Source organism: Streptomyces sp. NPDC001532 (assembly GCF_040298625.1).
GTDB lineage: Bacteria > Actinomycetota > Actinomycetes > Streptomycetales > Streptomycetaceae > Streptomyces.
This window is the reverse complement of sequence record NZ_JBEPAL010000029.1, coordinates 1-11,713: the sequence shown is the minus strand read 5'-3', so window position 1 is coordinate 11,713 and position 11,713 is coordinate 1. Positions and strand designations below refer to the sequence as shown.

The following is an 11,713-nucleotide window of genomic DNA, read 5'->3' as shown; positions in this document are numbered from 1 at the left end:
GCTTCCTGCTTGACGCCGTGTGGCTCTACCTGACTGACAGTACCGACAGGAAGCGTCCACAGAACGCCATGCTCATGACAGACACCTCAGACGTCCGCATCGGACGCCGTACCGTCCTGGCCACCACCGCCGCCACCGCCGGCCGCGGGCGGCTGGGCAGCACGACCCCGGCCGGCTACGCGGGCACGCTCACCCTGGGGGTGGAGCAGGGCTGACACTCCCCGCACCCCCGCAACTCGGCACCCTCACCTCCGCGTTCACGGGCGCGGGCGCGTTCGTGGGGAGGGCCGCCCGTCCGACGGGCGGCCCTTCTCTCACTTCTCGGGGCACTCCTTCCACGCCATGTGGTAGATCGTGCTGATGTCGCCGTCGGTCGAGTCCATCGTCATGAAACTGACCGCACCCGGCGAGGTCGTGCCCGCGTTGACGCGGATCTCCGTGTTGATGTTGAAGTTGCGCTGCACACCGCACGGCGCCCAGACCAGCTGCGCCCAGTCGGTGACGTCGGTGGCCTGCCAGTTGTCGTTGTAGGCACCGGTGAAGGGGTGGGTCTTGGAGGCCGTCTGCGGCGAGCCCTGGAAGTAGTACGAGGCCCGCTGGACCGCGCTGGCGCCCGGCTGGAGCGAGGCGAAGCCCCGGTAGTCGGCGCTGGCGATGGCGTAGGTGAAGCCCTGCGGGACGTGGACGATCAGGTTGAGCTGGCAGTTCTTGCGGAACGCCGTGGGGTCGGAACCGCCTCCGGCCTGGGCGAGGTAGTCGCTGTAGGTCACCGTGAAGGCGGTGTTGTCCTCGGAGACGGCGACGGCGGCGGTACCCGCGGGACAGCCCGAGCCGTTGACCGTGGCGACCTTGATGACGATCTTGTCCGGGGGCGGGTCGACGAACCCGGTGGACGGGGTGTGCGCGGGCAGCGTGGCGGTGACGAGAGCGGCGACAGCGCCGCTCAGGAGCAGCCCACCTGTCATGGTCTCTCCCCTTCGTTCGGATCGGTGGGGGGTGGATGCGCCGGCCCTCCGCCACGCAGGTTCAGCGATTCCGTGAAGAATCAATGAACCTGCTGTGAAGAGCCGGGGCGATCGCATCGTAGGAAGCCGCCTGAGGCGCGCCCAGGTGGTACTCCGGCCATTCACCCCGGCCCGTTCACACCCGTCAGGACACCAGAGGCCGCTCCTCCGACTCGGTCAGCCGCACGGTGCACAGACCGCCGCGCTCGGTCTTCACGTCCACCACCTCGAGCTGCGTGCCCGGCAGCAGGATGTACTCCTCCTCGCCGGTGAACGCGGAGAAGTCGCGGATGCCGACGGCCCGGGCGGGCCGCACCTCGAAGAGCGTCCGCTTGCCGCGGCTGCCGAGGAAGGACCGCGCCACGCCCAGCTCGGAGGTGCACGAGGACACGCCCCACCAGGTCACGGTCCGCCCGAGCGGATACTGCGCCCGCAGGTCCAGCGAGACACCGCGCCACAGCGGTTCCTTGCGGACCGGCAGCCCGGAGACCGCCGAGAACAGCAGCCGCAGATACGGCAGGTAGGGGACGACCTTGGACCGGTCCGGGGAGCGCAGGATGGAGTTGATCTCCCGGTAGAACGCGGACTCGCAGGTGTAGAGGTAGAGGGCGGCGATGGCGTCGGCGGACAGGGTGCCGCCGGGTGTGCCGTCCACCCGGCGCTTGCCGAACTCGTGCGAGCGCCGCACATGCCGGTCCAGACCGGACAGCAGCGCGGCGACCGGACCCACGGCGTCCCGGAAGTCCATGAGCGGGGTGTCGAAGACTCCGGTGATCGCGGGCAGGGCCAGGCCCTCGTCCTTGACGCTGGAGAGCCGCTCCAGATACAGCTGGTGCAGTTCCATCGTGGACGTGATGAACGCGCCCATCCGCTCGGCGACGCCGCCGTCCGCGCCCTCCGCCCCCGCAGCCTGCTGGTCCCACCCCTTGCTCGGCAGCCAGTCGATCGCCTCCGCGCCCACCGACGCGAGGGCGTCGTTCACCATGGCGAAGTGGTCCCCGTCGCAGAAGATGTCACCCTGCGCCGCGGGATTGGGGTGGTCGATGTGGCGGACCTCGACCTCGGGATACTTCTGCTGGAGCCGCAGGACGACCTGCTTCAGACTGCGCGCGTGCGCACCCCACCAGGCGAAGACGACACCGCGGTCCTCCTCGTCGGCGTTCTGCTTGGCCTTGAGGATCTCCTCGACGATCCGCTCGGCGACCGGACGCCAGAACGCGGTGTGCGGGTCGGCCCCTCTCGGCCCGTCGCTGCTGGCGGTGAGAGCCGCGTTCAGCAGCAGGACGCCCTGGGTGAGCATCGCCTGGAACCACTCCGGCGGCTGGACGGTGTCCTGCTTCTTCAGCAGCGCGCGTATATCGGCGATGGGCGTCTTCTTGGGGATGCCGTACTTCCACATTGCCGCCGCCTTGATGATGCAGCGGATGCTGACCACCCTGCCGAACTGGCTGTCCTTCCAGTCGTGGAAGGTGTTGTCGAACATGGCGATGCCGGTGGCGCTCTCCGGCCGCGGGTAGGGGTTCTGCCCGAAGACGACCACCTTCCACTTGTGCGGCGGGTTGGGCTTGAGGGCCTGGAAGGTGAGTTCGCGGACGGGGACGACGTCCGGACCGCGGCTCGGCCCGATGAACGAGGCCGCGTTCGGCTGGGCCTCGATGACCGGCTTCAGCAGCGGAAGCCACGGCTCACCACCGCCGTTGAACAGTTCGGCGAGGGCCAGCGGGTCGTTCGGGTCGGGCTGGGCGGGGGCGTTGGCATCGATCATGGCCGGGAGGCTAGCAACGGGGTACGACAATCAGCGGCGCCGTGGCGGCCGGACCGCGCGGCCGACCGCGTTGTCAGTGGGGCGTTGTAGCGTCGTGACCGGTGGAAAGACCGTTTCTCACAGGGGAGTTCTCCATGACCGTGAACCGCGAGCAGGCACCGCTGAAGGTCGTGTTGACCGACGTCAACACGAAGGTGGTGGAGGCCTGGCGCGCGGCCTTCGCCGACACTCCCGAGATCGAGATCCGCAAGGGTTCGATCCTCGACGAGGACGTGGACGCCTGGGTCAGCCCGACCAACTCGCGGGGCCTGATGAACGGCGGGGTGGACGCGGCCGTCAAGCGCCATCTGGGCGCGGGGATCCAGCTGCGCGTCCAGCGGGCGATCCGTGACCGCTTCCAGGGCCGGCTGCCGGTGGGAAGCGCGGTGTGTGTGCCCTCCGGGGCGACCGTCCCGAGGTTCCTGATCTCGACGCCCACGATGGAACAGTCCTCGCAGAACGTGAGCGAGACGCTGAACGTGGCGCTGGCCTGCGCCGCCGCGTTCCAGGCGATCCACCAGCAGAACCGGCAGGCGCCCGGCAGCATCGGGTCGGTGGCGCTGGTCGGCATGGGCGCCCGGACCGGCCGGGTCCCGGCACGCGTGTGCGCCAACCTGATGTGGACGGGCTACACCCTGTTCCAGGACCACGACTTCGAGGACTACGACGACCTGCGCCGCACGATCGTCGCGCAGCTCGACGACATAGAGAACGCGCCCGAGGAGCAGCGGGTCCGCATCGCGCCCCCCAAGCGCGCGGCCACCCGTCGCTGACGGCACCTGTCCGGCTTTCGACGGTCCGTCACGGCACATGCCGCTCCCCTCGCTCGTTGTCACCGCGACGGCATCGCGAGAACACCCGACGAACAGAGGAGTCACGGTGACGCGTTACGCGGACTCGGTCGAATCCATGGAGCAACTCGCCACGGTCTGGCGCCGGATGGCGCTCGACCGGGACGCGGACGCCGACGTCCGGGACCTTCCGGGCATCGCCGTCCGCTGGGCCGACTGCCGGTTCGCCTTCTGGAACTGCGTCACCTTGACCGACGTGGGGGCGGACGCGGCGCTGGTGGAGCGGCGGCTCGCCGAAGCCGCCGACGTCATGCGCGCGAAGAAGTACCCCGGCTTCCTCTGGCTCTTCGAGGACCTGGTCGCTCCCGAGGCGCGCCCCGCTCTCCGGGCCGCGGCCGAACGGGCGGGTCTCGCCCACGCCTTCGGCGGCACCGGCATGGCCGGCGACCTGCTCCCCCTCCCCGAGCCGGCCCATCCCGACCTCACGTTCGTCCGCGTGCGCACCGACGAACAGCTGCGCGCCTACGCGGACCTCAACTCCCGTGCGTACGGCTTCCCTCTGGAACACGGTCGGGACGGGCTCGCCGGATCGACGCTCTGGAAGGAGGGGGTCCACGCCTATCTGGGGATGCGGGGCGACACTCCGGTGACCTGCGCCGCGACTGTGGAGGCCGACGGCCGGCTCTTCGTGGTGCTCGTCGCCACCCATCCCGGATGGGAGCGCCGGGGTTACGGCGAGGCGGTGACCCGCAAGGCGCTGTACGAGGGCGCCCGCGCCACCGGACTGACCCGGGCCACGCTGCACGCGACCGCCGCGGGAGCCCCCGTCTACCCACGGATCGGCTTCGTGCCGAACTCACCCATCCACTTCTACGGCCTGGCGTAGCCGGCCACGGCCCGCGCGGGCCAGGCACGCGCGGGCCGGAGCGGACCGGACCGTGTCGAAGGGACCGTGTCGGAGGGAGCGCGATCGTCACCGGTGCTCGGCGAGAGCCCCCCGGTAGGACCGCACCACGTCCGCGTACGCCTTCGCGCTCGGCTTCGGGCGGCGCTCGAAGGTCTCGCGGTCGACCTCATGGAGCCCGAGCTGAGCGCCGTATCCGAAGATCCACTCGAAGTTGTCCATGAGGGTCCAGTGGCAGTAGCCGAGGACGGGGGTGCCGGAGCCGATCTCGGCCGCGAGTTCCTGGACGGCGGCGGGGATGAAGGCGGCGCGCTGGGCGTCGTCCGGGGTCTGGATGCCGTGCTCGGTCACCAGGACCGGCACCCGCGACACCTCGTGGGCGTAGCGGACCGCGCCGGCGAGGGAGCCGGGCGCTATGGCGGTGCCCATGCCGTTCAGCTCACCGTCGACGGTCACCTCGCCGTCGGGGCCGTGGACGATGCGCTCGTAGTTCTGCACGCCGATGAAGTCGTCGTCGCGCGCCTCGCGCAGCCAGTGGTCGTAGACGGCGGCCCGCTTGGCGTCCCGGCGTGCCTCACCGCCCGGCACCGCCACTTCGTCGGCGATGGCGATGGAGACACCGACCGGCAGATCGGCGCGGCGGGCCTTGATCGCCTCGCGGGCGGCGCGGTGAGCGCGGGTGAACGCCTCCTGGAAGTCGTCCTGGAGGTGGGCGGGGATGACGTTCGCGCTGGCGTAGGTGTCGCTTCCGGCGGCCCGCGCGGCGGAGGCCAGCATCCGCGCCTTCAGCGCCTCCGCCTCGGCCGGGAGCTTCGCGCCCGCCTGGAGCAGCTGTTCGAGGTTGGGTTCGTTCAGGGTGACGCCGTAGGCGATGCGGTCGCCGAAGCGGGCCATGACGCGGTCGCACTGCTCGGCGAAGCGGGCCGGGGCGTCGGCGGCGGTCCAGGAACCGGCTGCCGCGAACCAGTGCGGCGCGGTGAAGTGACTGAACGTCACCAAGGGCGCGAGACCGCGCTCCAGGCAGCCGTCGACCTTGCGCTCGTAGTGGTCGAGGGCCTCGGCGGAGACGACACCGCGCTCGGGCTCGACGCGGGCCCATTCGACGGAGAACCGGAAGGCGTTGAGTCCGAGTCCGGCGACCAGGTCGAGGTCCGTCTCCCACTGGTCGTAGCCCTTGCAGGCCGCTCCGCTCGGTTCGCGGAACAGCGAGGGCGTGGTGTGCTCGAGGAACCAGGTGTCGCTGGCGCTGTTGTGGCCCTCGTTCTGGTGCCCGGCGGTGGCGACGCCCCACAGGAAGGTGTCGGGCAGGTCGATGTGTGTCATGGGTGCTCCTTGTACGGTCGGCGCTGTCGGCGCGGTCACCGATCGCTCATCACGGTTCGCTGCTCACGGTCGGCTGGTCACAGCCCGGTGCTCACAGTTCGCTGATCACAGCTCGCCGGTCACAGCTCGCGGGCGGGAAACGGGATCCGGAAGGCGTGTCGGCCGGGGCCGACCTCGGTGGGTGTGACACCCGGCAGATCGACCAGCGCGGTGACCTGGGGCGGCACGCGGACGTCGACATGGAGCGTGCCGCCCTCACGACGCCATCCCGTCTCGGTGCGGCCGAAGGGGGTGTCGTGCTCGGCCCGGGCCCACTTGAGCCCGCCTCCCGGCCGGGGGCGGATCAGCAGCCGCCGGTAGCCGGGCTCGGCGGGTGCCAGGCCGGCGACGGTGCGGTGCATCCAGTCGGCGACCGCGCCGAGCGCGTAGTGGTTGAAGGAGGTCATCTCGCCGGGGTTGACGCTGCCGTCCGGGAGCATGCTGTCCCAGCGTTCCCAGACGGTGGTGGCGCCCATGTCGACCTGGTAGAGCCACGAGGGGCAGGACCGCTGGGTCAGCAGCCGGTAGGCGGTGTCCGCGTGACCGGTGTCGGTCAGCGCGTCGCACACCAGCGGAGTACCGAGGAAGCCGGTGCCGATGCGGTGCCCGCCCTCGGCCACCAGGTCCGCCAGTCGGCGGCCGGCCGCGGCGCGTTCGGCGTCGTCCTCCAGCAGCCGGAAGCGAAGGGCGAGGGCGTAGGCGGTCTGGGTCTCTTCCGTCAGGTGTCCGCCGCCGGTGTGGAAGCGGGCGCGGAAGGCGTCGCGGACCGCGTCGGCAAGGGCGTGGTGGTGGGCGGCGCCGTCCTGGTCGCCCAGCACCTCGGCGGTCCGGGCCAGCAGCCGCGTGGAGTGCGCGAAGTACGCGGTGGCGACCAGCTCGGACGACGTCATCGCGCGGCCGGGGTCGTCGGCCGGAGCGGTCGGGTCCAGCCAGTCACCGAACTGGAATCCCTCGCCCCAGATCCGGGCGGGCCCGGCGATCCTCTCGACGGCGTCGACCCAGGCCCGCATGGAGGGGTACTGGTCGCGCAGGACCTCGGTGTCGCCGTAGCGCTCGTACAGCACCCAGGGGACGATGACGGCCGCGTCGCACCAGCCGGCCATCGGCGGGTTGCCGGGCGGGATGGGCACGGGGGTGATCACCGGGATGTCGGGGCTGAACACCGGCGGCACGCGCCGTTCGTCGGCCGACTGGTCGGCGGCGAGGTCGCGCAGCCAGGAGCGCAGGAAGTCGCGGACGTCGTAGAGGAAGGCGGCGGTCGGGGCGAAGACCTGGACGTCGCCGGTCCAGCCGAGGCGCTCGTCGCGCTGCGGGCAGTCGGTGGGTACGTCGACGAAGTTCCCGCGCATGCCCCACACGATGTTCTCGTGCAGACGGTTGAGGGAGTCGTCCGAGCAGGAGAACCGGCCGGTGCGGCGCAGGTCGCTGTGGAGGACGACGGCGAGGACGTCGGCGGTGTCGAGCTCACCGGGCCAGCCGTCGACCTCGGCGTAGCGGAAGCCGTGGAAGGTGAAGCGGGGTTCCCACTCCTCCCCCGCCGGGTCGCCGCGCAGGACGTAGCGGTCGGTGGCGGTGGCGTGGCGCAGCGGACGCGTGCAGAGGTCGCCGTCCTGGAGGACCTCGGCGTGGCGGAGGGTGATGGTGCGGCCCGCCTCGCCGCGGACGCGGATGCGCAGCCGCCCGACGAGGTTCTGCCCGAAGTCGAGGATCGTGCGGCCGGTGGGTGAGGTGGTCACCGCGACCGGGGCGATGCGGTCGGTACGGCGAACCGGCGGGCTGTCGGCCGGGAAGAGGACGGCGGTGTCGAAGTCGAGGATGTCGACCGGCAGCCACGCCGAGTCGTCGAAGCCGGCCTCGCTGAAGCCCGCCTGCTCCTGACGGGCGTCGTGCGTCTCGCCCTCGTACAGGCCGGCGGCCAGGACCGGCCCGGGGCTCCAGCGCCAGCCGTCGTCGGTGGTGACGGTGTCGGCGGAGCCGTCGGCGTACTCAATGCGCAGTTCGGCGAGGAGTCCGGTGTGCTCGCCGTAGATGTCCCGGGTGCCTCCGTTGAATCCGAGCTGGCCCCGGTACCAGCCGTCGGCGAGGTGGGCGCCCCAGGCGTTGCGGCCTTCGCGCACCAGGCCGGTGACGTCGAAGGACTGGTAGCGGTGCCGGTGGCGGTAGCTGGTCCAGCCGGGGGCCAGGACGTGGTCGCCCACCGGGGTGCCGTTGAGTTCCAGCTCGTAGACGCCGAGTGCCGTGACCAGCAGACGGGCCGACCGCACGGCTGCCCGCGCGGTGAACTCACCGCGCAGCAGTGCGGCCGGGCGGGCCTCGTCGGTGGGCGCGGCGGCAGAGGGACGGGGCGTGATGACGCGTGCGGTCCAGTGGTGGTGCATGGCGGCCTTTCTCAGCGCCGGAGGTGAGCAGGCTCGATCATGCGGCCAACACCTAGTGAATACTAGGTGTTCGTGTGCGTGATCTGCGACACACGGGTGATACGTCGGCGACACCCTGGCGCACCCCCCCATCTCCCCACCGGTCCGCACGGGCGCATTGACGTGCGCATGACAAGTCAGCGGCTGGCGTGAACCCGAGAGCAGCACCTTGCGCCCGAGGAACGAGGAGACCCCGAGGGGCCTCCGAGGAACGGGGAGACCCCGAGGAGCCGCTACAGCCCCTTGCCGTCGGCGGAGATGGCCCGCATCAGGCGGTCGAGGTGGCCGCGCATCACGGCTATGAGATCGAAGTTCCGTCCGCCGGCCAGCCACTGCTGCCGGAGACCGGCGTCCATGGCCGCGCACTCGCGGGCGATGGCCTCGTGATCCAGGTCGGGCCGCAGTTCACCGTTGCGACCACCGGCCCGCAGCCGGTCCGCGAGCTCCCTGACGCCCTTCTCCTGCCAGGTGGAGAAGTGGCCGTGGGCGGGATGGTCGGGCGCGGTGGCCTCGGCGGTGAGGACGACCGCCAGCTCGATCATGCCGGGCATGGTGAGCGTCTCGGCCGTGTCCTCCAGATGGCAGCGGAAGGCGTCCCGCACCGAGTCCGAGACCCGCTCCCACCGCACGTCCATGCGCTCGTGCCAGTACTCCACGACGGCGATGAGCAGCTGCTGCTTGTCGCGGAAGTAGTGCAGGAGTCCGGCGTCGGTGATCTCGGCGTCGCGCGCGATGCGGGCGAGGGAGGTCTTGCGGTAGCCGTCCTGGCCGAAGCGCAGCAGGGCCACTTCGAGGATCTGCGTGCGTCGCGCCCGGCCGGCCGTGTAGTGGCCGCGCGGCCCCCTGGGTGTCGCCATGGCGGCAACATTACCGGTGGGTCGCGGAGCGATTCCGACCGGCGACCTCCCGTGCGAACGATATGTGACGTGGGTCACTCGGCCAACACCTAGCGACTACTAGGTGTTGGGGTCATCATCGACGTCACGCGATGACGGATTCCCACGGCCGCCACGTCCACCCGAACGACGTGTCGGGCCCCTTCTCCTCCGCGTGCCACCGCCACCCCCCGCGTTCGCACTTCTCTCGGCACCTCCGTGAAAGGAGGGCTGGCATGACGCCGACGTCATCAAGCCCCTCAGTCGACCTCGTCACCCGCGCCCACGCGGACGGACGGTGGACGCCCCGCCTGGTCCTGCTGTTGATCGCACTCGCCTGGCCGACCCAGTTGCTGGCCGCGGGCGGCATCCTCGGCGCCACCGCCACGGCGGGCGTCGCCCAGGCCTTCCACACCACCCAGGTGGTGTGGTTCGGGCTGACGCTGACCCTGGTCTCCACCCTGCTCACGCCCTTCGCCATCAAGCTGGGTGACTTGTACGGCAAGAAGCGCGTCATGCTCACCATGATGGCCCTCGGCGCGCTCGGCGAGGCGCTGGCCGCACTGGCCGGCAACTTCTGGCTCGTCCTGGCGGGCCGGGCGATCGCCGGCTTCTACGGGCCCTTCGGCGCGCTCTCGTTCGCCGCGGTGCGGGACGTCTTCCCGGCCCGGCTGGTCAAGCAGGCCAGCGGCATCATGGGCAGCAGCGTCGGCCTGGTGGCGCTCGTCACCCCGTTCCTGGCCGGCTGGCTCGTGGACAACTGGGGCTACCGCGGTGCCCTGTGGTTCCTAGCCATCGCCACCGCCGTCGCCTTCGCCCTGGTCGCGCTGCTGGTCCCGGAGACCCCGCGGCACGCATTCGACTCCGGCTTCGACTGGCTGGGCGGCCTCGTCCTCGGCGGCGGTCTGACGGCCGTGGTCTACGCAGTCGGCCAGGGGCAGAGCTGGGGCTGGTCCGACGCCCGGACCCTCGGCTGGCTCGTCGCGGGTGCCGTCGCACTGATCGCCTTCGTGTTCGTGGAGCGCTCCAGCGCCCACCCGATCCTGAACCTGCGGGTCCTGCGCCGCCGCCCGGTGGCCCTCGCGCTGACGGCGGGCGGCCTCGCCCAGACCGTCGCCTTCACCCTGCCCGGTCTCGCCATCCTGCTCGCCCTCTACCCCGCCATCCCCGGCGTCTCGGCCGGCCTGGGCTGGACGGCCCACCACAACGCCGTCGTCAGCGTCAGCTGGAACCTCGTCATGTTCGGCACCGGCCTCCTCGTCAGCCGGCACCTGCGGCGCTTCGACGCCCGCCGGATCTGGTGCGCCGGCCTGGCGGTGATGGCCGTCGGCTACACCCTCGTCGGCTTCTTCCACAGCAACGAACTCGAGCTCATTCTCACCTCGTGCGTCGCCAACGTGGGCGCCGGTGTCGTCGTCGCCGGAGCGCCGACGCTCGTGGTCGGCGTGGTCTCGCGGGACGAGCAGGGGCTGGGCAGCGGCATGCTCAACATGCTCATCAGCCTCTTCGGCGCGATCTTCACAGCCGGCGCCTACGCCGTCCTCTCCGCGGACAGCACGATCGTCGACGGCACCGCCTTCTACCTCGACACCGGATACTCCTGGATCTTCTGGCTCGGTGCCGTCGTCACCCTGCTGGCCCTGCTGCTCTCCCTGTTCATCCCGCCGCTTCAGGACCCGGCCGAGCAGGACCCGGAGCCCGAGGCCTCACCCGCCTGACCCCCCCGCGCACCGGGGCCGCCCGACGGACGGGCGGCCCCGGACGCATGCGGCGACACGCCGCCTCTCGGCGCGGCGATTCCGGGCTCGGTGACTCTCGGCTCGGTGACTCCCAGCTCGCTCTCGGCTCGGTGGCTCTCAGCTCGGTGGCTCCCGGCTCGCTCTCGGCTCGGTGGTTCTCGGCTCGGTGACTCCCAGCTCGCTCTCGGCTCGGTGGCTCTCAGCGCGTCACGTCCTGCACGACCCGGCTCAGCGTGCGCAGTCCCTCGTCGAGCTCGTCCGCGGTGACGGTCAGCGGGGGCAGCAGCTTGACGACCTCGCCCTCCGGGCCGGACGTCTCCAGCAGCAGCCCCAGCTCGAAGGCACGGGCGCACACGGCGGCGGCGAGCGAGGGATCGGCGAACTCCAGGCCCCACACCAGACCCCGGCCGCGGTACCGGGCGCCGGAGCCGGAATGCTCGTCGCACAGCGACAGCAGCGCCTGCTCGACCTGCTCGCCGCGCCGCAGCGTCTGCCGCGTCAGCTCGTCGTCGGACCAGTACATCTCCAGGGCGGCGGTGGCGGTGACGAACGCCGGGTTGTTGCCGCGGAAGGTGCCGTTGTGCTCGCCCGGCTCCCACACGTCCAGCTCCGGCTTGAACAGGCACAGCGACATCGGCAGGCCGTAACCGCTGATCGACTTGGAGACGGTGACGATGTCCGGCGTGATGCCGGCCTCCTCGAAGGAGAAGAACGCGCCGGTACGGCCGCAGCCCATCTGGATGTCGTCGACGATCAGCAGCATGTCCTGCCGCTCGCACAGCTCGGCCAGCGCGCGCAGCCACTGCGGGCGGGCGAC

Annotated in this window: 10 protein-coding genes; 4 read left to right on the top strand and 6 right to left on the bottom strand. The window is 71.2% G+C overall.

Translation table 11 applies throughout. The features are described 5' to 3' along the window. The first annotated feature begins 74 nt into the window (after nt 1–74). Complete coding sequence (locus tag ABT232_RS24745) at nt 75–215, top strand: hypothetical protein (RefSeq protein ID WP_351843471.1); 141 nt, start codon at nt 75–77, stop codon at nt 213–215. 99 nt (nt 216–314) lie between these two features. Here the strand turns inward: ABT232_RS24745 and ABT232_RS24740 are convergent, their stop codons facing one another. Together ABT232_RS24740 and ABT232_RS24735 are read right to left on the bottom strand one after the other, a co-directional pair. Further along, nucleotides 315–965 (bottom strand): DUF4360 domain-containing protein, encoded by a 651-nt coding sequence (locus ABT232_RS24740; RefSeq protein ID WP_351843469.1) that lies wholly within the window; start codon nt 963–965, stop codon nt 315–317. Between the two features lie 184 nt (nt 966–1,149). Further along, nucleotides 1,150–2,769 carry an ADP-ribosyltransferase domain-containing protein gene (locus ABT232_RS24735; RefSeq protein ID WP_351843467.1) on the bottom strand — a complete coding sequence of 540 codons (1,620 nt, stop codon included), beginning with the start codon at nt 2,767–2,769 and terminating at the stop codon, nt 1,150–1,152. Between the two features lie 134 nt (nt 2,770–2,903). Between ABT232_RS24735 and ABT232_RS24730 the strand changes: the two genes are divergently transcribed. Beyond that, on the top strand, nt 2,904–3,581 hold the full coding sequence (locus ABT232_RS24730; protein ID WP_351843465.1) for a macro domain-containing protein: 678 nt from the start codon (nt 2,904–2,906) through the stop codon (nt 3,579–3,581). Between the two features lie 136 nt (nt 3,582–3,717). Further along, nucleotides 3,718–4,485 carry a GNAT family N-acetyltransferase gene (locus tag ABT232_RS24725; protein WP_450871748.1) on the top strand — a complete coding sequence of 256 codons (768 nt, stop codon included), beginning with the start codon at nt 3,718–3,720 and terminating at the stop codon, nt 4,483–4,485. Between the two features lie 87 nt (nt 4,486–4,572). Here the strand turns inward: ABT232_RS24725 and ABT232_RS24720 are convergent, their stop codons facing one another. From ABT232_RS24720 to ABT232_RS24710, 3 genes are all read right to left on the bottom strand, one after another. Beyond that, nucleotides 4,573–5,826, bottom strand: a complete 1,254-nt coding sequence (locus tag ABT232_RS24720; RefSeq protein ID WP_351843461.1) for a family 1 glycosylhydrolase — start codon at nt 5,824–5,826, stop codon at nt 4,573–4,575. Between the two features lie 119 nt (nt 5,827–5,945). Beyond that, nucleotides 5,946–8,243 (bottom strand): family 78 glycoside hydrolase catalytic domain, encoded by a 2,298-nt coding sequence (locus ABT232_RS24715; RefSeq protein ID WP_351843459.1) that lies wholly within the window; start codon nt 8,241–8,243, stop codon nt 5,946–5,948. A gap of 272 nt (nt 8,244–8,515) precedes the next feature. After that, nucleotides 8,516–9,139, bottom strand: a complete 624-nt coding sequence (locus ABT232_RS24710; protein WP_351843458.1) for a TetR/AcrR family transcriptional regulator — start codon at nt 9,137–9,139, stop codon at nt 8,516–8,518. 254 nt (nt 9,140–9,393) lie between these two features. On the opposite strand from ABT232_RS24710, the gene ABT232_RS24705 reads away from it, so the two are divergent. Next, nucleotides 9,394–10,875 (top strand): MFS transporter, encoded by a 1,482-nt coding sequence (locus ABT232_RS24705; RefSeq protein ID WP_351843456.1) that lies wholly within the window; start codon nt 9,394–9,396, stop codon nt 10,873–10,875. A gap of 220 nt (nt 10,876–11,095) precedes the next feature. On the opposite strand, the gene ABT232_RS24700 is transcribed toward ABT232_RS24705, so the two are convergent. Then, on the bottom strand, nt 11,096–11,713 hold a 618-nt coding region (locus tag ABT232_RS24700; protein WP_351843455.1), incomplete at its 5' end, for an aminotransferase class III-fold pyridoxal phosphate-dependent enzyme.

What these genes read in the sequence shown, in the direction of transcription:
- ABT232_RS24735 (WP_351843467.1), bottom strand. Translation starts at nt 2,769, where the DNA reads ATGATCGATGCCAACGCCCCCGCCCAGCCCGACCCGAACGACCCGCTG.
- ABT232_RS24730 (WP_351843465.1), top strand. Translation starts at nt 2,904, where the DNA reads ATGACCGTGAACCGCGAGCAGGCACCGCTGAAGGTCGTGTTGACCGAC.
- ABT232_RS24715 (WP_351843459.1), bottom strand. Translation starts at nt 8,243, where the DNA reads ATGCACCACCACTGGACCGCACGCGTCATCACGCCCCGTCCCTCTGCC.
- ABT232_RS24710 (WP_351843458.1), bottom strand. Translation starts at nt 9,139, where the DNA reads ATGGCGACACCCAGGGGGCCGCGCGGCCACTACACGGCCGGCCGGGCG.
- ABT232_RS24725 (WP_450871748.1), top strand. Translation starts at nt 3,718, where the DNA reads ATGGAGCAACTCGCCACGGTCTGGCGCCGGATGGCGCTCGACCGGGAC.
- ABT232_RS24720 (WP_351843461.1), bottom strand. Translation starts at nt 5,826, where the DNA reads ATGACACACATCGACCTGCCCGACACCTTCCTGTGGGGCGTCGCCACC.
- ABT232_RS24705 (WP_351843456.1), top strand. Translation starts at nt 9,394, where the DNA reads ATGACGCCGACGTCATCAAGCCCCTCAGTCGACCTCGTCACCCGCGCC.
- ABT232_RS24740 (WP_351843469.1), bottom strand. Translation starts at nt 965, where the DNA reads ATGACAGGTGGGCTGCTCCTGAGCGGCGCTGTCGCCGCTCTCGTCACC.
- ABT232_RS24745 (WP_351843471.1), top strand. Translation starts at nt 75, where the DNA reads ATGACAGACACCTCAGACGTCCGCATCGGACGCCGTACCGTCCTGGCC.